The 22,378-nt window shown below is 66.0% G+C and carries 23 protein-coding genes and 1 pseudogene; 16 read left to right on the forward strand and 8 right to left on the reverse strand.

Translation table 11 applies throughout. The features are described from left to right. Positions 1–12 precede the first annotated feature (12 nt). On the reverse strand, positions 13–1,140 hold the full coding sequence (locus EEJ42_RS05765) for an aminotransferase (RefSeq protein WP_123098899.1): 1,128 nt from the start codon (positions 1,138–1,140) through the stop codon (positions 13–15). Continuing rightward, complete coding sequence (locus tag EEJ42_RS05770) at positions 1,137–2,048, reverse strand: ornithine cyclodeaminase family protein (RefSeq protein WP_123098900.1); 912 nt, start codon at positions 2,046–2,048, stop codon at positions 1,137–1,139. Before EEJ42_RS05770 ends, EEJ42_RS05765 begins: the two co-directional genes overlap by 4 nt. Before the next feature lie 62 nt (positions 2,049–2,110). Here EEJ42_RS05770 and EEJ42_RS05775 point away from each other — a divergent pair, with 62 nt between their 5' ends. After that, positions 2,111–2,686, forward strand: coding sequence for a helix-turn-helix domain-containing protein (locus tag EEJ42_RS05775; protein ID WP_055553599.1), 576 nt, complete (start codon positions 2,111–2,113; stop codon positions 2,684–2,686). 143 nt (positions 2,687–2,829) lie between these two features. Here EEJ42_RS05775 and EEJ42_RS05780 read toward each other — a convergent pair. Continuing rightward, positions 2,830–3,252: pseudogene (locus EEJ42_RS05780) on the reverse strand (Tn3 family transposase); the annotation flags it as partial. Between the two features lie 473 nt (positions 3,253–3,725). Here EEJ42_RS05780 and EEJ42_RS05785 point away from each other — a divergent pair. Then, on the forward strand, positions 3,726–4,550 hold the full coding sequence (locus EEJ42_RS05785; RefSeq protein WP_055553546.1) for an enoyl-CoA hydratase/isomerase family protein: 825 nt from the start codon (positions 3,726–3,728) through the stop codon (positions 4,548–4,550). A gap of 62 nt (positions 4,551–4,612) precedes the next feature. Continuing rightward, on the forward strand, positions 4,613–4,753 hold the full coding sequence (locus tag EEJ42_RS05790; RefSeq protein ID WP_246096123.1) for a hypothetical protein: 141 nt from the start codon (positions 4,613–4,615) through the stop codon (positions 4,751–4,753). Between the two features lie 7 nt (positions 4,754–4,760). On the opposite strand, the gene EEJ42_RS05795 is transcribed toward EEJ42_RS05790, so the two are convergent. Both EEJ42_RS05795 and EEJ42_RS05800 read right to left on the reverse strand, forming a co-directional pair. Then, complete coding sequence (locus EEJ42_RS05795) at positions 4,761–5,894, reverse strand: IS630 family transposase (RefSeq protein WP_221179325.1); 1,134 nt, start codon at positions 5,892–5,894, stop codon at positions 4,761–4,763. Positions 5,895–5,910: 16 nt separating this feature from the next. Beyond that, on the reverse strand, positions 5,911–6,465 hold the full coding sequence (locus EEJ42_RS05800; RefSeq protein WP_123098916.1) for a hypothetical protein: 555 nt from the start codon (positions 6,463–6,465) through the stop codon (positions 5,911–5,913). A 661-nt stretch (positions 6,466–7,126) separates the two neighbouring features. Between EEJ42_RS05800 and EEJ42_RS05810 the strand changes: the two genes are divergently transcribed. Further along, positions 7,127–8,116 (forward strand): LacI family DNA-binding transcriptional regulator, encoded by a 990-nt coding sequence (locus EEJ42_RS05810; protein WP_184502954.1) that lies wholly within the window; start codon positions 7,127–7,129, stop codon positions 8,114–8,116. Positions 8,117–8,141: 25 nt separating this feature from the next. Here EEJ42_RS05810 and EEJ42_RS05815 read toward each other — a convergent pair whose 3' ends face one another. Further along, positions 8,142–8,888 (reverse strand): MgtC/SapB family protein, encoded by a 747-nt coding sequence (locus tag EEJ42_RS05815; RefSeq protein WP_246096127.1) that lies wholly within the window; start codon positions 8,886–8,888, stop codon positions 8,142–8,144. A gap of 379 nt (positions 8,889–9,267) precedes the next feature. Between EEJ42_RS05815 and EEJ42_RS05820 the strand changes: the two genes are divergently transcribed. The 8 genes from EEJ42_RS05820 to EEJ42_RS50190 all read left to right on the forward strand — a co-directional run bounded on the left by EEJ42_RS05820 (position 9,268) and on the right by EEJ42_RS50190 (position 16,515). After that, positions 9,268–9,639 (forward strand): type 2 periplasmic-binding domain-containing protein, encoded by a 372-nt coding sequence (locus tag EEJ42_RS05820; protein WP_123098903.1) that lies wholly within the window; start codon positions 9,268–9,270, stop codon positions 9,637–9,639. Further along, positions 9,633–10,619, forward strand: a complete 987-nt coding sequence (locus tag EEJ42_RS05825) for a glycoside hydrolase family 68 protein (protein WP_123098904.1) — start codon at positions 9,633–9,635, stop codon at positions 10,617–10,619. Before EEJ42_RS05820 ends, EEJ42_RS05825 begins: the two co-directional genes overlap by 7 nt. 103 nt (positions 10,620–10,722) lie before the next feature. Next, positions 10,723–12,045 carry a sugar ABC transporter substrate-binding protein gene (locus tag EEJ42_RS05830; protein WP_123098905.1) on the forward strand — a complete coding sequence of 441 codons (1,323 nt, stop codon included), beginning with the start codon at positions 10,723–10,725 and terminating at the stop codon, positions 12,043–12,045. A 155-nt stretch (positions 12,046–12,200) separates the two neighbouring features. Continuing rightward, complete coding sequence (locus tag EEJ42_RS05835) at positions 12,201–13,070, forward strand: carbohydrate ABC transporter permease (protein ID WP_123098906.1); 870 nt, start codon at positions 12,201–12,203, stop codon at positions 13,068–13,070. A 65-nt stretch (positions 13,071–13,135) separates the two neighbouring features. Continuing rightward, positions 13,136–13,930, forward strand: coding sequence for a carbohydrate ABC transporter permease (locus tag EEJ42_RS05840; RefSeq protein ID WP_123098907.1), 795 nt, complete (start codon positions 13,136–13,138; stop codon positions 13,928–13,930). 344 nt (positions 13,931–14,274) lie between these two features. Further along, on the forward strand, positions 14,275–15,069 hold the full coding sequence (locus EEJ42_RS05845) for an inositol monophosphatase family protein (protein ID WP_123098908.1): 795 nt from the start codon (positions 14,275–14,277) through the stop codon (positions 15,067–15,069). A 42-nt stretch (positions 15,070–15,111) separates the two neighbouring features. Then, positions 15,112–15,900 (forward strand): glycerophosphodiester phosphodiesterase, encoded by a 789-nt coding sequence (locus EEJ42_RS05850; protein ID WP_123098909.1) that lies wholly within the window; start codon positions 15,112–15,114, stop codon positions 15,898–15,900. 231 nt (positions 15,901–16,131) lie between these two features. Further along, positions 16,132–16,515 (forward strand): hypothetical protein, encoded by a 384-nt coding sequence (locus EEJ42_RS50190; RefSeq protein ID WP_148081863.1) that lies wholly within the window; start codon positions 16,132–16,134, stop codon positions 16,513–16,515. 149 nt (positions 16,516–16,664) lie between these two features. On the opposite strand, the gene EEJ42_RS05855 is transcribed toward EEJ42_RS50190, so the two are convergent. Then, a complete protein-coding gene (locus tag EEJ42_RS05855; RefSeq protein ID WP_123098918.1) occupies positions 16,665–17,762 on the reverse strand; it encodes an integrase core domain-containing protein in 1,098 nt (365 codons plus the stop codon). Positions 17,763–18,571: 809 nt separating this feature from the next. On the opposite strand from EEJ42_RS05855, the gene EEJ42_RS05860 reads away from it, so the two are divergent. Next, positions 18,572–19,204 (forward strand): hypothetical protein, encoded by a 633-nt coding sequence (locus EEJ42_RS05860; protein ID WP_123098910.1) that lies wholly within the window; start codon positions 18,572–18,574, stop codon positions 19,202–19,204. A gap of 128 nt (positions 19,205–19,332) precedes the next feature. Beyond that, on the forward strand, positions 19,333–19,590 hold the full coding sequence (locus tag EEJ42_RS05865) for a hypothetical protein (protein WP_342778250.1): 258 nt from the start codon (positions 19,333–19,335) through the stop codon (positions 19,588–19,590). Here the strand turns inward: EEJ42_RS05865 and EEJ42_RS05870 are convergent. Continuing rightward, a complete protein-coding gene (locus tag EEJ42_RS05870) occupies positions 19,554–20,666 on the reverse strand; it encodes an integrase core domain-containing protein (protein ID WP_123098911.1) in 1,113 nt (370 codons plus the stop codon). The genes EEJ42_RS05865 and EEJ42_RS05870 overlap by 37 nt on opposite strands. Before the next feature lie 178 nt (positions 20,667–20,844). Between EEJ42_RS05870 and EEJ42_RS05875 the strand changes: the two genes are divergently transcribed. Together EEJ42_RS05875 and EEJ42_RS05880 are read left to right on the forward strand one after the other, a co-directional pair. Beyond that, positions 20,845–21,216 carry a hypothetical protein gene (locus EEJ42_RS05875; RefSeq protein ID WP_246096129.1) on the forward strand — a complete coding sequence of 124 codons (372 nt, stop codon included), beginning with the start codon at positions 20,845–20,847 and terminating at the stop codon, positions 21,214–21,216. Between the two features lie 51 nt (positions 21,217–21,267). After that, positions 21,268–22,227 (forward strand): IS481 family transposase, encoded by a 960-nt coding sequence (locus EEJ42_RS05880; RefSeq protein WP_123098912.1) that lies wholly within the window; start codon positions 21,268–21,270, stop codon positions 22,225–22,227. The last annotated feature ends 151 nt before the right edge of the window (positions 22,228–22,378 follow it).

The raw sequence follows: 22,378 nt of genomic DNA on the forward strand, positions 1-22,378 counted from the left end.
CTTGCCGGTGAGTCAGTCCTGGGCGAGGCGGTCGAGGAACTGGCCGACCAGTTCCAGGCCGGTGCACACGGTCTCGGTGTCGTCGGCGAAGCCGATGCGGACGGTGTGCTCGATGCCGAAGGCGGCGCCGGGGGTGAACATGACGCCGGTCTCCCCGAGTAGGCGGGTGCAGAACTCGTAGGAACCGATCGGGGCGTTGTAGCGCAGGAGCGCGGTGGTGCCCGAGGCCGGTTTGACGTAGGTGATGTCGTCACGGCCGGTGACCCACTCGTCGAGGATGGCGAGGTTGGTGCGGGTGATCTGGTGGGAGCGGGCGAGGACGGCGTCCTTGTTCTCCAGGGCGACGCAGGCCAGGAGGTCGTCGACGCGTCCGACGCTGATGGTGGTGTAGTCCCGGTGGGTGGCTACCTCGGCGAGGAGGCGGGTGGGGCCGACGATCCAGCCCAGGCGCAGTCCGGCCAGGGAGTAGGGCTTGGACATGCTGCCGGTGGAGATGCCGAGCTCGTACAGGTCGGCGATCGAGGCGGTGAAGCCGTCGCCGTATTGGTCGACGCCCCGGTAAACCTCGTCGCACAACACCCATGCCCCGACCCGTTCGGCAATCTTGACGATGCGGGCCAGTCCGGCTTCGTCGATGAGGGCGCCGGTGGGGTTGTTGGGATTGTTGACGGCGATGAGCTTGGTGTCGGCCGAGACCAGGCGGTCGAGTTCGTCGAGGTCGGGCAGCCAGCCGTTCTCCTCGCGCAGCGGCAGTTGGGTGACGCGGGCGCCGTAGCTGTCGGGGATGGAGTAGTGCTGCTGGTAGGTGGGGACGACGGCCACGATGTGGTCGGCGGGTTCAACGAGGGTGGCGTGCACGAGGGTGTTCGCGCCGATCGCGCCGTGGGTGATCAGGACGTTGTCCGGGCCCCGGCTCTCGTAGAGGCCGGCGACGAGGCCACGCAGGCGGGGGCTACCGGCGATGGGGCCGTAGGTGAGCGGGGTGTCGTCGAGTTCGGCAAGAATCTCCTCCCGCCGTCCGGACATCTGAAGCAATTCGCCGGTGGTCAGGGAGCGGACGCAGGTCTCGGCGAGGTTGTGGCGGCAGGTCTCCTCGTAGTCGTTCATCCACTGCTCGACGGCGAACGGGCGGATCTTCACCGGGACTGTCCCTTCGTCATGGCATTGTCGTTGTACAGGGCGGCCCAGGCGACGGCCGCGTCCTCGATGCCCAGTCCCACGGACCGGAAGTACACCGGCCGCTCGCCGCTCGGGCCCTGGGCGCGGCCGGCCACGAGGCCGGCCAGGTCGCCGCGCACGGCGGCGGGGTCCCAGCCGTCAGCGGCGGCGCGGGTCAGGTCGGCGGCGACCTGCAGGGTGGTGAGCGCGTCGACGTAGACGTCGAGGGCCTCGACGGCGGCGGGCGGGATCTCGCGGGCGCCGGGGGCGTTGGTCGAGATCGAGGTGACGACCGTGCCTGCGGGCAGGGCACGGGGGTCGATCACATCGTCGGCGGCCGAGGTGCACAGCATCACCAGGTCCGCACCCGTCACCGCGTCCTCAAGGTTCGCCGCGGCCTGGACGCCGTCGTCGGCCTCGTCGACGCCCTTCGGTGAGAACGCGCGGACGGTCATGCCGGGGCGCAGGTGGCGCAGGTAGCGGGCGTGCGCACGGCCGACGCGCCCGTAACCGATGACGGCCGCGGTGCGGGCGCCGGGCGGCAGGAGCAGGTCGGTGGCGAGCACGGTGGTGGCCGCGGTGCGCTCGACAGTCAGCTTGGAGGCGTCCAGCAGCGCGAGCGGCTGTCCGGTGGACAGGCTCACGAGCATCGTCCACGCCGTGACCACGGCGGGACCGGCAGGGTCGGGCAGGTACGGGGAGACCTTGACCGAGTAGACGTCGGCATGGGGCAGGACGGCCGGGTAGTGGATGACGTCACCGCCACCGGGCAGGTCGACGACGAACTGGCCCGGAGTCGGTGCCGTACGGAGGGAAGGGGCCCCGAAGGCGTCGCGGAGAGCGGCGAGGACGGCCTGCTCGGAGACGCGGGGAGAGCTGATCACACGCATAATGAGCAATATATTGCCCACTCGATCGGGTGGCAACTTTTTTGTGCACTATAGTGCTCACCATGAGCAGCGAGAGCGCCCCCGACAGTCAGGCAACGCAGGAGTTCGTCACCCGTATCGGCAGGCGCATCCGCACGCTGCGCAAACAGCGAGGCTGGGGCGTCCAGCAGCTCGCCGACGCCGCCAAGCTCAGCCGGCGCATGCTCACCGACATCGAACTCGGCCAGGCCAACCCCAGCCTCGCCACCGTCGACCGCGTCGCCCTCGCCCTCGACACCGACTTCGCCGCCCTCGCCCTGCCTGAGAACGACGCGCCCGGCGCGGAAGCCGAAGGCACGCTCGTATGGGAGGCCCGGGACGGCAGCACCGCCCTCCTGCTGGGCGCCACCGAGAACCCGCGCGCCGAACTATGGCGCTGGACCCTCACCCCAGGCGGCCGTTACGACGCCGAACCCGACCGGCCCGGAGCACAGGAGATCCACCACGTCCTCGCCGGCCGTCTCACCCTCGCCCTGGAAACCGGACCGCAGATGGTGGGGCCGGGGCAGAGCGCCACCATCCCCAGCGACCAGCAGTATGCCTACCTCAACGAGCACACTGAACCGACGGTCTTCATGCGGGTTGTCAGCGGTGCCTGACGCCGCCAGCAGGCCCCGACCCGCCCGGCCCCCGACGCGACGGATCCAGGACGGCCAGGCGGCACTCGGAAGTCACCTGGCCTCCGGTCCAGACAGAGTGTTGCCGCACCGGCAAGGCACCTGCCGTCGGCCTTGGGTCCGGGTCAGCCCTGCCCACCGTCGTCCTCGTCAAGCTCCGGCGCGATGGGGCCGCGCAGCGGGCGCAGGCCGCCGTCGGCCGGGACCGAAGCGCGGATGCTGTAGCGGCCCAGCACGTTGAGGTTGGCGTGCTTGAGCGGGGAGAGCCGGGCCACGTCCTCGTCCAGAACGTCGTGCTCACGCTCCTCGGGCGGCAGCGACCGCAGCTGGGCGAGGCGGCGTCCGGTAGTGGTCGTCCACAGCACGGTCGCGTTCAGGACCAGGCCGAGCGCGCCGAGCTGGTCCTCCTGGCCCTCGCGGTACGCCTCCATGATCTGCCCACGCTTGCCGTGGCAGATGTCCCGGGCCAGCTTGTGGCGGGACTCCTGCACGGCGAGCTGCCGGTTCATCTGCCTGCGGTAGGTGTCGTCCACTGGGTCGACCACCCGCCAGCCAGTCCGGCTGACGGCGTCCCCCGCCAACAAGTTCCTGATCCCGCCCAGCCGACTGCAGCGGTATCCGGGATGCGGCGGAACGGCGAGGGCCGGCGGCCCACAGGACCCGCGCTGGGGCGGTACACAGAGAACCTGCCCGCACTCCAGTGAGCACTCCTGGGTCCATGGATCTCTTGACGGCCCGAGCAGTCACCGAGGCTTTCTCCTGGCACTCCTTCTGCGGCGTCAGGATGCGCGAGAGCCTTCGGGGGCTGCGCCATGAACAGCAGCAAGAATCCCACCCGCATCACCTCCTCTTCCGGCGGCTCGCGGCGCCATCCGCGCAGCCGGACGACGGACATGCCTGCTCAGCGCCGATGCGGTGACAGTCCGGCGCCCTCGAACTCACCGCTTCCCTCGAAAGTGGGGTCACAGTCACGTCCAGACTGGGTTGCATTTTTAAAGTCAGACTCTCTAGCATCGCCCCCATGAGCAATCACTCGCAATTTCAGGTACATGCGGTGTCGCCGTCCTACTGGAAGGTGACCTTCGAGAACGGCCCGATCAACCTCATCGATCCGGACACCATCGAGCAGCTTGCCGATCTGGTGACCCGTATGGAGGAGGACCCCGATCTGACCGTCGTGGTGTTCCAGAGTGCCAACCCCGACTTCTTCATGGCACACTTCGACCTCTTGTCCGAGATCGAGCGCGTGTACACCACGGCCCCGGGCCCCACCGGACTCCTCCCCTACCCGGACAGCCTTCTGCGCCTCAGCAAGGTCCCGGCTGTCACGATCTCGGCCATCAAGGGCCGTGTCCGAGGAGCGGGAAGTGAGTTCGTCCTGAACACGGACATCCGCTTCGCCGGTACCAACGCCATCCTGGGACAGCCCGAGGTGGGCTTCGGCGCCGTACCCGGTGGCAACCCGATGGGGCGACTGGCCGAGTTGGTGGGCCGGGGCCGCGCGATGGAGATCGTGGTGGGAGGAGACGACTTCCCGGCCCATCTCGCCGCCGAATACGGCTACGTCAACCGCGTTCTTCCCGAGGACGAGCTGGACGACTTCGTCGACACCTTCGCCCGCCGCATCGCCGGCTTCAGCAAGGCCGGGGTCTCCGGCGCGAAGGAGTTCGTCGACGCGGCCACCGCAATCCCAGCGGGGGACTACGCAGCCGCTATGGCCGCCTTCAGGCGCACGTCGATGCGTCCGGAGAACGCGGATCACCTGCGCAGCCTCTTCGAACGCGGCTTGCAGCAGCCTCAGGGAATCGAACTCGATCTCGGCAAGCACGTCGCCGAGAAGTTCTGAGCCTGTGCCGCTCGAAAAGTCATCGCCGCAGGTGAGCCGGGTGCGAGCAGTCCGCTGGGATCATGTCCTCCGTGATCGTGTCCTTGCTGTACAACGTGACCCGGAAACTGCTGAGCGTTCCATCAGTTCTCCTCCGTCGCGGGACGGCGAAGGACGCGGAACTGCTGGTGCTGCGGCACGAGAACGCGGTCCTGCGTCGCTAGTGCCGCATCAGGCAACGTTCGCCCTGTCGACGAGTGTGCGGAGGTGCTGGTCGTCGGCATAGCGGTTTCGCCAGATGATGTAGCGGCGGATCATGCTGCCCTGTTCCTTGTGGTCGACGTGGTCGGTGCCGTCGAGAGTGAAGTACCGCAGCGCGGTGAACTGGGCCTCGATCCGGTTCAGCCAGGAACTGTTGGTGGGTGTGTAGGCGATCTCGACGTTGTTCGCCGCTGCCCAGATGCCGACGCGCTGGCACTTCTTCGTTGTCAGGTGCGGGGAGAAGTTGTCACAGACGATCGCGATACGGACATCGGGCGGGTAGAGGCTGCGTAGGTAGCGGCAGAACTCCAGGAACTGCGTGCGCTTCTTGATGGGCTTGATGTGGCCGTAGAGCCTGTTCTTGGCCAGGTCCAGGGCGGCGAACAGGTGCCGCACTCCCCCGTAGCGGTTGTAGGTCGCCCGCCGTCTGCGGCGGGGTTCGCGGTCGGGGTCTTTGTGCTTGCCCCCGCGTTCGGCCCACTGCCGTCCGGGGTGCGGCATCAGGTTGAGCGGCCCAAACTCGTCCATGCAGAAGACCACTTCGGGCTCGCCCTCCTCAGGTATGACCTCGTCGTCGGCGATCGCGTAGAGGTGTTCGACGCGAGCCTTCTTGGCCGCGTAGTTGGGATCACGGGAGGTCTTCCAGGTCTTCAGGCGTTGAAAGGAAACGCCTTCCTCACGGAGCAGGATGCGCAGGCCCTCGTGGCTGATTTCGTCGACCACCCCCTCGGCGACCAGGAAGTCCGCCAGCTTGGCCAGGCTCCAGGTCGAGAACGGCAGGTCGTGCTCGGTCGGCTTGGACTTGGCGATCTTCTTGATCTCGCGGCGCTCGGGCAGCGTGAACGTCTTCGGGCGGCCGCCCTTGTACTTCGGGTAGAGCGAGTCGAAGCCGTCCGTGTTGAAGTTGTGGATCACATTGCGGACCCGGTCGGCGCTGGTGAACGACACCTCGGCGATTTTCGCGACCGGCATGCCTTGAGCGGACAGCAGGACGACCTGGGCCCGCCGCCAGGTCACCACCGACCCAGTGCCCCTTCGGATGATCCGCAGCAGCCGCCGCCCCTCGTCATCTCCGATCTCACGCACGCGTACTCGCTCAGCCACCAAGACAGGATGGCGGTCACGCGTCGCCAGATCCCTCATTTCCTGCCCCTTGCCCGGCAGCGGATGCCGCCCCTGCGACTGTCCATATCGCCATCCCCCAAAGGGAGAGCGCAGAAATAACGCCCACCACGAGGCGAACGGTCTCGTCCGGGCCGTTCGTGAGCCAGACGGTCACACCCGCCGCCCCGGAAGCGATCAACAGGCCCGCCGGTATTCGCAGTCGGGGCTGCTCGAACACCGCCGCCAACGGCAGGAAGTGGAGCCCGACGACGACCGCAATCAGCGGGGGAATGATCACCGGCACCCCGACACGACGGCAGACTGCGGCGATAGCGATGATCAACAGCCACTGAAGCCCGTTGATTTGGTGGAACCGTCGACGTCGCCCAACGGGGAATGGCCCCCCTGCCGACGAAGGAAGGAAACGGCGCGCGGCGAGCATCAGCCCCACCATGACGGCACAGCCAACTACGACCAGGACCTGCCACAACAACCCGCCGAATGCGCTCGAGCCCAGCAGCCACCAGCCGAGCCCGAACAACGCGAGGAACCCCATCCCTGACCTGAACATGATCGAGACCGTAGCCGGAACAGCAGCCCGCCGGTCCAAGGATTCTCAACTTAGCGCGGGCCCTCGCCGGCCGACGTCCTCCTCCTCCGCCGCCGATGCTGCGGTCGCGGCCCTTCGAACCAAAGCCGCAGCGAACAGGGCGAACGTTGCCTGATGCGGCACTAGGCATGATCGAATCCCACGAGGTGCGCGTCATCCGGCTCACCCGCCCCTCGCATGTGCGCCGGGTCTTAGCAGTCCGCCGCACCTCGGACCCCAGCCCCTTCCTGAACCAGGCAATCTCCATGCTCCAGACCGCAGCCGCGACGATCGACCACCGCCTCACCCGCTCCGAACTGCCGAGAGCAAGCTGACGCGCCGCCGGCAGCCAGGCAACCGCACCGACCGACGCTCATGTGAGGGCAGTGGCCGAGTGATTTTGCTCCTGCATCCGCACCCGCCGAATCCTTCAACGAGATAGCTTTGCCGGTACCGGTTCACGGCAGGTCAGGCCATCGCCCCTTCCACCCTCGCTCTGTGCTTTCGGGCCGCTACGATGGGAGATCACTGCTAGGGCCACCGGTTATAGTCGTTGGCAGGGAACGTTCCCGGATGGCATTGGCTAACGCGTAGTGGGGAGCTGGAACGGATGACGAGGGCCCGCGGCAAGGCTCCCACGATCTTGGACATCGCCGCGGAAGCAGGGGTCTCCAAGTCTGCCGTGTCGCGCGCCCTGTCGGGGCAGGGCGAGGTAAGCGCAGAGACCCGGGAGAAGGTCGAGCGTGCCGCGCGCAAGCTCGGCTACGTGGCCAACGCCATGGCCCGGGGGCTCGTCAGCTCGCAGACGAAGACAGTCGGTGTCCTGCTCAGGGACATGACACGGCCGTTTTATGCTTTGCTGCAGACGGCGATGCAGCGCGCGGCCGAGGACCGCGGCTATCAGGTCGTCACCGCCACGAGCGCCGCCGACCTGGGTGTCGCCGACGCGCTGCGTGCGCTGAGGAATCTCGTCTCGTTGCAGGTGGACGGCTTGGTGGTGTCGTCGGCCCGTCTGCCTTCGGAGGAGATCGTCCCATTCATCGACCGGGTACCGATCGTGGTGGCGGGCCGGCGCGAGACGAGCCGGGGCATCACCAGCGTGTTCTGTGACGACGCCGACGGCGGCACCGTGCTGGCGGAGCACCTGCTACAGCTCGGACACGAGCGCATCGCGGTCGTCCTGGCCGACGAGGCCTACTCCCTGAGCCAGTACGCCCGCGGCTTCGCCATGGTCGAGCGCATACGCGCCGTAGGGAAAACACCCGTCGTCTGGCACGTCGCCACCGACCGAGAGGCGACCCAGGCGATCACCGACCAGCTCGACGGCGCCGGAGTGACGGCCATCATGTGCCCCACGGACGGGTCAGCGGTCGATGCCCTGGAGGTCCTGAGGCAGCGAGGGCAGTCGGCACCCGAGGACTGCACGGTGACCGGTTACGACGGCTTCGGCCCGCTGAACACCCCATACCTTGGGCTCACCACGTTCCGCCAGCCGGTGGAGGAGATCGGCAGGACCTCGATCAATCTCCTGCTCGACAAGATCGAAGGCAAGACCGACCAGGACCGCCTGGTCGAGCTTCGGGGCAGTCTCATCGAAGGCCGCACGGCAGGCAGACTTCCCCGCCTGCCGTGACCCCTGCGCGGCCGGGAGGGCCCGGTCAGTCATCGGTTTCGGCCGGCCACCATCGGCTCGATGTCACCTTCGGGTCCATGCCGATGCGCTGGACGGCGATCTCCAGGCCCTCCGAGTCACCGGCGTGCTGCGCCGACACACCCGCCAGGACCTTGGTCTGCGAACTCTTTCCGGGCCGTATGTTGAGCGAGCGGAGTGTGTATTCCGGCCGGTCCACGGCCTGCAGGACCATCGCCCTGACGCGCGGTTCGCTCTTGTCGGTGGTGACGACCTCGAGCATGTAGTCGGTCGGCTCGTCGTCCTCGTCGCCCGCCTGCTGCGGTGACGCGCCGGGGTTTCGCTGGCGGCCGTTGACGAACCGGCCCAGGGGGCGCAGGAGTGTGTTGGTCGCGATGATCGCCACGCAGCCGATGAGCGCCATGATCTCCATCCCGGCTCCGGCGAGGGAGCCGATCGCTGCGGCACACCACAGGGTCGCTGCCGTGGTCAGTCCGCGGATGTTGAACCCGTCCCGCAGGATGACGCCGGCGCCGAGGAAACCGATGCCGGACACGACCTGCGCCGCCACCCGCGTGGGGTCGGCTCCGGGGTTCTCGCCGAGCCCGACGGCTCCCATGAAGACGAACAGGCACGCACCGACGGAGACCAGGGCGTTGGTGCGGATGCCGGCAGTGCGCAGCTGCCATTGCCGTTCCAGGCCGATCGCCGCGCCCAGCACCATGGCGACGAGGATCCTGAACGAGAGTCCGAATATGAGACCGGGATCGGTCACGGGCGCTCCTTTCCTGGCTGATGGTAGGTGCCCGGCACACCATCGAGCCGGGAGCGTTCCCGGCGGGGCAGGTTACGTGCATCGCCCCCCTCGGGCAAGAACGCCGGTCTATCATTTCGGATTTTTGCGGCCACTTCACGTTTACGCAAGTGTTGCTTGTTCACGTCGAACGACCTCTGATACTTTCACGCCCATTGTCGGACCGGGAACGTTCCCGTAGCGTCGCAGACGTGTGAGGTGCCGGGCGAAGCAGTACATAGGCCTTCCCGTACGTCGTCACTCCGGTGGCCAAGAGGCGTAGGAACGGTCTCGGCCCGTGGCTGACAGTTTCGGTCGCAGAAGGCGCCCCACAGCAGGAGATCGAAGGAGGTCCGGAGAGATGCTCTCGTTCAAGCGCGCCCAAGGTTCCGATTCCACTGCTGTCGGCGCGGCAGCCCTCAACACCGGCATCGTCGGCTGTTCAGCATCACCGACGCACACCAGCGGTTCCATCAATCTGAGCTTGATGATCTGGGGCCCCACCCAGAAGGCGGGTGTTCAGAAGGCCGTGGATGGACTCAAGGCTGCGAACCCGGACGTCAAGCTTTACCTCCAGCAGGTCCCGGTGGACCAGTACTACCGGCTCGACGTCCCCCTCGGCGCAGGCGAAGGCCTTGACGTCATGTGGCAAAGCTCCACGGCTCCGAACTACGTCGACGGAGGCGCATTGCAGCCGTTGGATGAGTACACCAAGGGAGAGCACTCATGCTGAAGGTTCCCGACGGGTGGGCATGGGACTTCTGGATCGCCCAGGATACGGATCGTTTCCACCTCTACTTCCTGAACGCTCCCCACAGTCTGGGGGATCCACAACGGCGCCACCGCGCCGCCCGTATCGGTCACGCGGTCTCTACGGATCTCCGTACATGGGAGATCGTCGGGCGCGCCTTCGAGGCTGGGGACGAGGGCGCGTTCGACGCCACGGCGACGTGGACGGGCTGCGTTGTCCGCGGAGATGACGGCCTCTGGCGCATGTTCTACACCGGCTCTCGATTCCTGCACCCTGAACCGGAGTACGCCAACATCGAGACAGTCGGGGTCGCCGTGTCTTCGGACCTGACCACCTGGGAAAAACTTCCTGGCCCCATCACCCGTGCTGATCCGCGTTGGTACGAGACGTACGTGCCCGGCGAGGGCTGGAAAGAGGAAGCGTGGCGGGACCCGTGGGTCTTCCGTGATCCGAACGGATCTGGGTGGCACATGCTCGTCACCGCCCGTGCCAAGGAGGGGCCTCTCGACAACCGCGGAGTGATCGGGCACGCGTACTCACCGGACCTTCAGGAGTGGGAAATCCTCCCGCCGCTGTCCGATCCCGGTGCAGGATTCGCTCACCTTGAGGTGCCGCAGGTCGCGCAAATCGACGGGCAATGGTGGCTCGTGTTCTCGTGCGGACCGAACACGCTTTCAGCCGACAACCCGGCGCGCCAGGGCGACCCGGGCACGTGGGCGCTTCCCATCTCTGCGCCTCATGAGCACATGGATGTGCGGGCCGCGCGCCCGATCACGACGTCATTTCACTACTCCGGCCGGCTCGTGGCAGATCGCGACGCCCAATGGTCCCTCATGTGCTTCATCGGCGCCGAACCCGGAAGCGACTTCCGTGGCGTGATCAGCGATCCCCTCCCGGTCAGCCTCGACGCGGACGGTTACCTGGCTGTCGACGATGCCGCTTTCGATTCCTCACCGCTGTAACGCAGCACCCTCCAGCTTCGGACCGCCGTGGCAGACGCGGCGGACTGAGGCCCCAGCCACCCAACCCGTGATCCCAGCCCCAGCGCACGACAAGAGGAGAATCATGAACATCAAGCGCGCTGCGCGTCGAGGAAGCCTCGCAGCTCTCGCCGCGGTCACCGCCGTCGCTGTCATCACCGGCTGCAGCTCCAGCGAACCCCAGTCCGCGGCCGGCGACGGAACCGGGACGATCCAGATCTGGTCGCACCAGGGCCAGGAAGCTGAGGTCGCCGCGATCAAGGCGGCCGTCAACGGCTTCAACTCGTCCCAGTCGAAGGTCAAGGCGTCGCTCCGGCTGATCCCGGGCGACACGTACACGCAGACCATCACCAACACCCCCGCGGACAAGCTCCCGGATGTGATGGACATCGACGGCCCGACCCTCGCCTCCTTCGCCTACAACAAGCGGATCAGCCCACTCAGCGACTACGTCTCCAAGGCCACCATCGATAACGCGACCGCCGGCTCCATCGCGGAAGGCACCTACGACCACAAGCTCTATGGGCTTGCCCAGTTCGACTCCGCCATCGGCCTGTACGGCAACAAGAAGCTCCTGGCGGCCGCCGGCGTCCCCATCCCGACTTCCAGCGATCAGGCTTGGACAACTAGCCAGTTCGCTGATGTCCTGAAGAAAGTCGCCGCGGTCTCCCCGTCCGGCAAGGCGATCGACCTCAGAGAGTCAGGCCTGTCCGGCGAGTGGGGCATCTACGCGTTCTCCCCCCTGATCTACTCCGCCGGCGGAGGCATCCTCAAGGACAACAAGGCCTCCGGCGCCCTCAACTCGGCCGCAAGCGTCAAGGCCCTGAAGACGTTCGCGTCGTGGAAGCCGTACGTAGCCTCCAGCCCCGACGGCAAGGCCTTCCCCGACGGCAAGGTAGGTCTGCAGTGGAGTGGCCACTGGCTGTACCCGGACAACAGCAAGGCCCTCGGCAAGAACCTGGTGGCATTGCCGCTGCCCAACCTCGGTGACGGAGCGAAGTCTGGCGTCGGCTCCTGGACGTGGGGAATCGGCGCCGGCACCAAGAACGGCAAGGCCGCCGGCGCATTCCTCGACTACCTGCTGAGCGACACCAGCGTCAACGCCATGGTCAAGGCAAACGGCGCTCCGCCCGCGACGAAATCCGCGTTCGCCGACGCGAGCCTGTACAAGACCGGAGGCGCCCTGGCGCTGTGGGGTAAGCAGCTGGCAAAGGCCTGCGCGGCTGACAAGGTGACCAGCGACTGCGCCGCCATCTACCGCCCGGTCACCCCGGGATACCCGACCGTCACAGCGAAGTTCGGAAGTGCCCTGTCCGCCATCTACGGCGGCGCCGACCCGAAGACTGAGCTCACCAACGCTGCCAGGGCAATCGACTCGAACTTCGCCGACAACAGCAACTACAAGTAGGAACAACGGGTGTGGGCGCAGGGCACCCACACCCATCTCCCGAAAGAGATCTCATGGCTGAGCCAGGCCTTCCCACCGCTACCACCGCTTCGAGCGCACGCACACGTCGGGCCCGCCGACGGCGACCGAACCGGGACACCGCCACGGGCATCCTCATGGCCCTCCCCGCCGTCGCGGGGCTGATCGCGTTCATCGCCGTCCCCTTCATCACCGCAATCGCCCTGTCCCTGTTCAACGTGCAGATCAATCAGGTTCGGCCAGCCACCTTCGTCGGCCTCGACCAGTACATTCGGCTGTTCACCGACCCCCTGGTCTCAGGAGCGTTCCTCCGTTCCCTGATCAACAACCTCGTCTTCGCGATCGTCGTCATCCCGGCTCAGACAGGACTCGCGCTCCTCCTCGCGGTCCTGCTCAACCGCAAGCTGAGAGGCGTGCGCTTCTTCCGCACGTTGTTCTTCATGCCCGTCGTCTTCCCGATGGCGCTCGTCGCCGTCATCTGGCGGCTGATCCTGGACCGCAGCTCAGACGGTCTGCTCAACGCCTCGGTCCACTTCCTCACGGCGGGTCTTGTCCCCACGCAGGACTGGCTCGGCTCGTCCGCGACTGCGCTCGGGTCTGTCATCCTGCTCTCGGTCTGGCAGGGCGTCGGCTTCCAGATGGTCATCATCCTCGCCGGCCTCCAGGACATTCCCGAAGAACGTTACGAAGCCGCCCGCCTTGACCGCGCCAACGCATGGCAGCAGTTCATTCACGTGACCGTCCCCGGTATCCGCAACACGCTGATCTTCGTCGTGCTCCTGACTACCATCCTGGCGTTCCGCGTCTACGACCAGGTTTACATCCTCATTCGCACCGCAGGCGCGAACGAGAGCGCGACACAAACGGTGCTGTACCAGGCGACGAATTCCCTCTCCTCGGACAATAATCTCGGCCGGGCATCGGCCATCTCCGTATTCCTATTCGTCATCGTAGTGATCATCACTCTGATCCAGCGACGACTGCTTCGACAGAGGAGCGAAGAGTGACACCCCCCACCCTCCGGCCCAGGAACCGCCGACGCACCCTCGCAGATGCTCGCGACTACGTCGTTATGGTGATCGCTGCGATCATCATGGTCGCCCCGATCTACTACCTCGTCATCGGCAGCCTGAAGCCCTCGAACGAGGTCCTCAACGGCTTCAGCGGGTTTCTCCCCGTGCACCTGTCCTTCAACAACTACCTGGCCGCGTTCTCCGCACTGAACTCCGATGCCACCGGATACTTCTGGCGATTCTTCGTCAACTCATTCGTCATCTCGTTCGTGATCGTCATCGCCGGGCTGATCGTCAACTCGATGGCTGGCTACGCCTTTGCACGGTTGAAATGGGCCGGTCGCGACAAGGTCTTCATTCTCGTCGTCCTGCTGATCATCGTGCCGTTCGAGTCGATCGCGATGCCGCTGCTGTGGCTGATGTCGGGACAACGCGACACTCTGTTCGTGCAGATGATCCCGTTCATCGCCAACGCGTTCTCGGTGTACCTCTTCTACACGTTCTTCCTCAACATCCCCAAGAGCCTGGAAGAGGCTGCCCGCCTGGACGGCCTGAGTTCCTGGGGCGTATACCTCCGCATCGTCGTCCCGAACTCGAAGCCAGCATTCGCAACCGTCGCGATCCTCTCCTTCCTCGACTCATGGGGGAAGTTCCTCTGGCCACTGCTCATGACCTCCGACCCGAATGTGCGGCCCCTGCCACTCGAGATGAGTGTCTTCTCCGCGCAGCAGCCGCCGGACTGGGGCCAGGTGTTCGCGTTTGGAACACTCCTCGTGCTTCCGGTGCTGATCGTCTTCCTCCTCTTCCAGCGATACTTCATCCAGAGCGTCGCCGGCTCCGCGCTCAAAGGATGACCTACGCAACACCAAGCTCACCCTCGCACCAGGCATCGCTTCGCTCCGCGGTGCGTACACAATCGATGGGAACGTGCTGATGCCGGCCGGCGTCCTTGCCGCGCTGCCCATGGTCATCATCTTCCTCATCCTCCGGAAGCGGCTCATCGCCATTCACCCGAAGCGGGTTGAAGTAGCTCGGCCCGTCGATCTCGCAGGAGCACACCTCCCGTGAGCCGTTGTCTGCAGGATCGCTTCACGTGCCGTCCACGGATGTCACGTCCCCGGGCGAACCTGATGCCCGCGCCGGTTGTGGACATCGTCTGCGACACCGCACAGAAGACCACTGAAAGGACAGCGTCACCGTGACGAACCCCGATCCCCTGGAATTGCTTGATATCGCCCGGAGTATCGCGGCCGAAGCGGGGACGCTGGCCACGACCATGCGGAACGCCGGAATCAGCGTGGAGACAACGAAGTCCAGCCAACTGGACATCGTCACCCAGGCCGACACCGCCGTGGAAGCGCTCATCCGGGAAAAGCTGACCGCAGAGCGACCGCACGACGGATTCTTCGGCGAGGAAACCGGCGAGGTCTCCGGCAGCAGCGGCATCACCTGGATCGTCGACCCGATCGACGGCACCGTGAACTACCTGTACGGCTCCCCGTACTACGCGGTGTCCATTGCCGCAACGGTTAAGGACGAGGACGGCGGACACACCTCCGTCGCGGCCTGCGTCTACGCACCGGCGCGCTCGGCGGAGTACACCGCAGCCGTCAGCCATCCCGCCCGCCTGAACGGAACGCCGCTGCACGTCAACGAGAACGTGCCCCTGGACAAGGCTCTCGTGTCCACGGGCATTCACTACGACCTCGCCAGGCGCGCCCAGATCCTTGAGGACATCAACACACTGACCCCGCGCATCCGCGACTTCCGGCTGATCGGGGCCGCGGCACTGGAGATCTGCGGGGTCGCGGAGGGCCGCACAGACGCCCACATCCAGCGGGGACTTCCGATCTGGGACTACGCAGCGGCGACTCTCATCGCAGTCCAGGCGGGAGCCGACGTGCGCGTCGTCGCCGGCGTGGCGCCCACGGCCGAGCGGCTACTCATCGCCAGCCCCCGGCTCGCCGACGCGCTCGATCCGCTGCTCGACTGACAGCACCCGCCAGCACACCCCCCACGGGATGAAGGAGTCCTGATGACAGACTCACGCACCTTTGTGCTCTGCGGACACCGCGGAAACGTTGCGGACACGCCGGAGAACACGTTGTCGTCGTTCGCCAGCGCAGAACGCGTCGGCGTCGACGAAATCGAACTCGACGTTCGTGTGACACGAGACGATGTACTCGTGGTCATCCACGATCGGACAGCCGCCCGAACCGCCGCAACGTCGACCCCCCATCTGCACACCCCCGTCGAGGAGCTCACCTTCAGCGAGCTGCGGAGCGTCGACCTGGGTTCGGGGGAACGGATCCCCACGTTCGACGAAGTACTCGATGCGACGACCGTCCTCCTCCAGGTCGAGATCAAGGCGCCGGCCGCGGCACGCGGCCTCGCGAAGCTGCTGCGTGACCGACCTGAACGCGATCAGGCACGATGCCTGGTGACGAGCTTCGAACCGCTGTCGCTGAGCGACTACACCGACGAGTGGCCAGACACCCCTCGCGGAACCGCTCTGCACGTCCCCGACATGGACAGCAACTGGCGCGACGACATGCGGCGACTGGACGTCTCGACGATCCTGCTTCCACTGGCGACACTGAAGCGGTCGCTCGTCGATGAGCTGCACGACGCGGGATACGTCGTCGGCGGGTCCCTCATCGAAGGACCCGGTGACGTCCGACGCCTTCTCGAACTCGACGTCGACATGTCGGCCTCGAACGCACCGGAATACGCACGCCAGCTCCTGCTGGCGAGCGACGAGTTCACGTCGCGATTCCCGTCCTTCGCCCGCAACGATGCAGCGTTGACTCCAGAAGCATCCTGACCCGGCGTGGCCGCCACCGGTTTCGGCGGCGGCCACGCGGCGCAACTGGCTGTAGCTGCACTTGCACCTCCTGGCCACCGGCCCGGCACGCTGCATGCGACGCGATGCGGAGGACGGCGGGCGGAGGACGACGGGTCCGACAACGACCGCGACCGATGCGTTGCGACGACCGCGCCAGGTGATGTTCCCGGCGCGGCCCATGCCGTCCACGTACGAAGTACGGGTCGCACGGTGCAGTCGAACACCGTCGTGCGCAACGCCAGCGCTGAGCAATTTCCCACCTCCTTTCCGATCCGGGGAAACGAGAACACGTTCCCCTGGCGGGCCGGCAGATCGACTACGACTTCTAGCCAGAGGCTGGTTCTCGATGTCCTGCTCTCCAACTACGCGGGCTCTGCGGGCCGGCCGCCTGCCGAAGCCAACGCACGAAACAACGAGGGCGGGGCCGTCGTCTCCGGTATGCAGGGTGACCTCGACGCGTCGGGAGGGGCGTTCCACGTGGCCCCCACCCGGGCGGTCGCCGACCTAAAGACCACGATCAGGAAGTGCCAGGACCAGCTCGGCCAGCAGCGGCCCGGATCCGATCGCGCCATGAAGAGAGAGAAACGGCTTTGAACGACATTCGCTACGGGATATTCCTTCGGCCCGACCCGGCGACCTGCTGGACCGTCACCCAGATCACCCACGCTCTGAAGCAGCAGTTCGGCCTGGCCTCGGCAGCAGCCTTCCCCCCCCATTACCGTCTTCGTAGCCCTGCAACCGGGCTACCGTGTGCCGTTCAGAAACTCATCGCGGCTTGTCAGGCCGCCGAGGACACGAGTCCGGCATAGCCGCCGCGTGGTGTTCAGGTCGGACAGCAGTGCAGCCTGGTGTTCGGCGAGAGGAGGGCGTTGCGCCCGCGCCTGATGTGGTCGATGCCCGTTGCAGTGCCGCGCGTAGCTCTCAAGAACGTGTCGAGCATGGGCCTCGTTCCAGACCAGCACGTGGTCGCAGGCCTCGCGTCGTAGCGTCCCGATGACTCTCTCGCAGTGCGCGTTCATCCGCGGGGCCCGTGGGGCGGTCGTCACGGTTTCGATGTCCTCGGCCTGGAAGACCGCGTCGAAGGACTCGGTGTATTTGACGTCCTGGTCGCGGATCAAAAATCGCAGAGACTCCAGATACACGCCCATTTCGACAGCGAGGTTGCGGGCCTGCTGCACCGTCCACGCCGCGGTCGGATGCGCGGTCACCCCAGAGACATGCAGGCGGCGCGTGCCGTGCTCCAGGAAGATCAGCGCGTACACCCGGCGAAGGTCCACCAGATCGATGTGCACGAAGTCGCAGGCGATGGTGGACTCGGCCTGCGCTGTCAGGAACTCACGCCACGTCGGTCCGCAACGGCGGGGAGCCGGACCGATACCGGCCGCCGTTAAGATCTCCCAGACCCTCGAGGCGCCGAGCCGATACCCCAGCCGCGCGAGCTCGCCCTGAATCCTGCGACAACCCCAGCGCGGGTTCTCCCACGCCAACCACACCACCAACTCCTTCACCACCGTCGCCGTCGTCGGCCGACCCGCCTTCCCCCCGCGATCGCTGTAGCCCCATCTGCGCGCGACAAGCCATCGCTGCCAGCCAAGCAACGTCCCAGGTATCACGGGAAACACCTGCACCCAACGCCACCGGGGTATCAGCGAGGACAGCGCCGCGAACCAGAGCCGATCCCCCGGCTCGTATCGAACCGGGCCCACACGTTGCCTGCGCAGCACCGCATTCTCGTGCCGGAGCACCAACAGTTCAGCATCCTTGACCGCCTGCCGACGCAACAGCACCGCCGGGACCGACAACAGCATCCGCGTCACCCGATACACCAGCGAAACGATCACCTCGGCAGGACCCCAGCACCCCAGCAGGCCCCGCCAGACACCCCCAGTGATCTGCAGCGACGCATTTCTGAACGGCACAATCGACCTGGACGCCGCAGCGGGCGAGGTGGGCCGCGTATTTGCTGATGCCGGATCCGAGGTCCAGTACGCGGAGGCCGGTCAGGTCGCCGAGGAGTTCTTCGTCGGGACCCGCGAGCCAGTAGCCCCACGCCAGCCTGTCGACTTCGGGGACGTCGCTGCCCCGAGTGGCGTGGTGCGCGCCGTACCTGGTCCAGGCATCGGCGGTCTGCACTTCGATGTCCAGCATTACGTGCTCCAAGGGGGCGGGGTCACAGGGGCAGGGCGCGTAGCGGCGGAGCAGGGCGAGGTCGGCGGTCCTAACGACGGACCTACCCGTGGTGAGGAGTTCGGTGTGCCGGCGGGCTGTGGTTCCCATCCCAGCTTCACGAGGGGTCGAAAGACAACCTCCGCAGCGGGCCAGCTGTGCAGCAGTGAGTAAGCCACACCCTGCGTCGGAACCGTCCCGCGAGACACCGAAGAGCTCCCCCCGTTACCGTCCTCGTGGCTCCCTACCGTTATGCCATCACAGGTGCGCGCTCACCATCACCAGACTTCGGATCCGCTGCGTCTGCGACACACGGCAGTGCAAGACACATGCCCTTTCCGTACTATCACTACGACATTGCCATGCGGGAGTAGTACCTGCTCCCGCACACGTGGCAGCAGACCCTGACAGCACATACATATGATTCGCACACACGGCGAGCCCTCCCCCACCAGCCGTGGCGCCCAGAAGGGGACGTAACCACATGTCGAAAAACACTGCTCCGCCAACCCAGTTGACCTCGCAGTACAGCACGCAGGTGGCGGATGACCTCAAGCGCAACCTCAAGGAACAGGAACGCATCAGCGGTGAAATTGAAGCGCTGAAAGCACAGTTGGCCGCTCTGGAGCAGGACCACACCGTCCTGGTGAACATCCAGCAGGCCCTCGGAGCCTCGGCAGCACCCGCTGTATCCGAGTCCACCACAGCAGTGCCCGCACCCCGCAAGAAGAAGGCTGCCGCCTCGAAGGCCGACAAGCAGCCGCGGGCAAAGAAGTCCGCCACGCCAGCCCCCAAGCAGGCCCGCAAGAAGAACCCGCCCGAGGCATCCGCCGTATCATCGGCCCAGCCCACTCTCGTCGACTTGGTCCGCGAGCATCTGACTGGCCAGGGCGAGCCCCGCTCCGCAGCCGAAATCACGGCCGCGCTCGACAAGCAGCACCCTGAGCGCAACGTCAAGACCACCGTCGTGCGCACCACGCTCGAAAACCTCGTGGCCAAGAACCAGGCCCAGCGCACCAAGCAGGGCGCGTCCGTCTTCTACACCGCCCCGGAGACCGCCGGAGCTGCCAGGCGGGACGAGTCTGTAGACCAGCAGACTGCGGGCTCTGACCTCTAAACCGTGACGGTGTCGTCGCCGATCTCGAGCAAGCCAGCCGCTTTGAGATCGGGGCCGACGTGTGGGGCTCGGAAAGTCGTCGCTGCAGGTGGCGTCAGGTATTCGGTCTCGGCTGGCAGCATGTCCGCGTGACTGTCTCGCTGGTGTACAAGGTCGTTCGCAAGCTGCTGTCCATACCCCGGGTGCTGCTGCGCCGGGAGGCGACGAAGGACGTGGAGTTGCTCGTGTTGCGGCACGAGAACGAGGTGCTGCGGCGCCAGATCAGCGGCCGAGTACGCTACGAGCCCTTTGATCGGTTCTGGCTGGCTGCGCTGTCGGGGCTGATACCTGAAGGGTGTCAATATTCCGATCAGGCTGCTGAGCTGGGTGTTTCCTGTGGATCGTGAGGCAGCCGGGGCGGCATGGTGTGGTATTCGTTGAGCAGTCCGCCAAGTATCTGGCGGCGTCTGACTGTGGCGGCGGGTAGAGGGATGACGTTCGGGTGGTCGTCTGGGGCCCGTAGGTCGAGGCTGCGGTGGGCCCGTCCGGTGTTGTAGTGCTCGGCGTACGTGGTGAAGACGGCACGGAGGTGTCGTTCGCCGGTGATGAGGAGTCGGTCGGTGCATTCGGCGCGGGCTGTGCGTATCCATCGTTCGGCGAACGCGTTTGACCGGGGGCTTTGCGGCGGGGTCGGGATGACGGCTGTGCCATTGCCGGCGAAGACAGCGTCGAACGCGGCGGTGAACTTGCTGTCCCGGTCACGGATGAGGAACCGGAAGCACCCCGCTCTGTCGCCGAGGTCCATGAGCAGATTGCGGGCAAGTTGGGTGACCCATGCGCCGGTCGGGTGGGCGGTGACACCCAGGACGTGAACGCGCCGGGTGGCGATCTCCATGACGAAGAAGACATAGAGACGCTTGAGGAAGACGGTCTCTACGTGCATGAAATCGCAAGCGAGGAGCGTGTGAGCCTGTGAACGGAGGAAGGAACGCCAGGTCTGCTGGCTTGCTCGCTGCGGTGCGGGCGGTAGACCAGAACGGCGCAGGACGCGCCGGACCGTAGCGGCGGCAACCCGATGACCGAGCCAGCGCAGCTCGCCTTGGATCCTGACGTACCCCCAGGTCGGGTTCTCTCGCGCCAGGCGCTGGATGAGCGCCGCAATCTCTTCTGCCAGCGGTGGCCGACCCGGTCCGACCGCCGTCTGACGCCACTTCCAGCACACCAGACGACGGTGCCAGGCCAGCAGCGTCCCCGGAGTAACCAGCCGATAGCGGCGCAAGGCGGATGGCAGATGCCGCGCGAGAGCGGAGAGCACGGCACGATCAGCCCAAGAGAGCCGCGGCCGCACTACTTGCCGACGAAGCACAGCAACCTCATGACGAAGCGCGAGGATCTCGGCGTTGTTCGCGGCGGTCGACCGGCCCAGCAAAAGAAGGCAGCCCAGTAGCCGGCAGAAGATCAAGTAGAGCAGTCGCGGACCCACAATCACTGATCATGCCCACACGCAGACGACGGCAAAGCCCCAGGTCAACCACCGTACGGCAATAAAGACACCCTTCAGGCCTGATCAACGAGTACAGACATGCGGCCTGACTAGCCGCGACGGGTTTCTGAACGGCACACGCCTCGGGCACAAGGTCAGCCCCGCCACCGTCCGTCGGGTGCTGCGCGCCGCCGGTCTCGGTCCCGCGCCGCGCCGCCAGCCGGCGCGCGGTGAGTGGGCAGCGTTCCTCAAAGCCCAGGCCAGCGGCCTGCTCGCCACCGATCTCTTCCATGTCGACACCATCAGCCTGCAGCGCCTCTACGCCCTATTCATCATGGAGGTGCGCACCCGCACCGTCCACATCCTCGGCGTCACCGCCCACCCCACCGCCGCATGGGCCACTCAGCAGGCCCGACAGTTCCTGTGGCAACTCGGCGATCGGGCCGCCGAATTCACTCACATCATCCGCGACCGGGACACGAAGTTCACCGCCACCTTCGACCCCCTATTCGCCAGCGAGGACATCACCATAGCCAAGATCCCCCTATAAAACTGACGATCATCGTTGACACCTGGGTCTCTGATCAGTACGGAGATCCGCATGTCGAAGTCGACCCCCATCACTCCGCGGCTTGACCGTGAGGCCAAGCGGCGCCTGGCGGTGATACGCCATGTCGAAGAGGTCACCGGGAACGTCGCGCTGTCCTGCCGCTACTTCGGGATCAGCCGGCAGGCGTACTACACCTGGTACCGCCGCTACCAGGCCGAGGGCGCCGAGGGCCTACGCACCCGCTCCAAGGCCCCGAAGACCTCTCCGAACGCGACGCACGTCGAGGTGGTCGGGAAGATCATCTATCTCCGGAAGAACTACCACTTCGGCCCGGAGAAGATCGCGATGTACCTCAAGCGGTACCACGACGTCACCATCAGCAAGTCGGGGGTGTGGCGGATCCTCCACCGCCTGGACATGGGCCGCCTGCCGGCCTCTCAGCGCTACAAGCGCCACGACAAGCGATGGAAACGGTACGAGAAGCAGCTGCCCGGCCACCGCGTGCAGATCGACGTCAAGTTCATCGAACCCCTCGCCTCCGCGGCACAGGGACGGCGCGGCGGACGCAACAAGTACTACCAGTTCACCGCCATTGACGACTGCACCCGCCTGCGCATCCTGCGGATCTATCCCGCGCTGAACCAGAAGACCGCCATTCAGTTCCTCGACTACGTCATCCAACGCCTACCGTTCCAGGTCGAGGTGATCCAGACCGACAACGGCGCCGAGTTCCAGACTGCCTTCCACTGGCACGTTCTCGACAAGGGCATCGCCCACACCTACATCAAGCCCCGCACGCCACGTCTGAACGGCAAGGTCGAACGCTCCCACCGCATCGACACCGAGGAGTTCTACCGGCTGCTCGACGGCGTCATCATCGACGACGCCGAGGTCTTCAACGACAAGCTGCGCGAGTGGGAGGACTACTACAACTACCATCGCCCTCACGGCGGACTCGGCGGCCAAACCCCCTACGAACGCCTCAAGCAGAAGACCACGACCCAGGCGTAACCGGTGATCGTCAGTGGCACACCGACATGCTTGGTCGTTCTGGAGCCGCTGGCGTGTCTCGCGGGGCCTGATGTACCCGAAGGCAGCGTGTTTCCGCAGGCGGCGCCGGTTGTAGAAGGTCTCGATGAAGGTGAAGACCTCGGCGCGGGCG

The sequence above is a fragment of the Streptomyces botrytidirepellens genome, from assembly GCF_003721215.1.
GTDB classification, from domain to species: domain Bacteria; phylum Actinomycetota; class Actinomycetes; order Streptomycetales; family Streptomycetaceae; genus Streptomyces; species Streptomyces himastatinicus.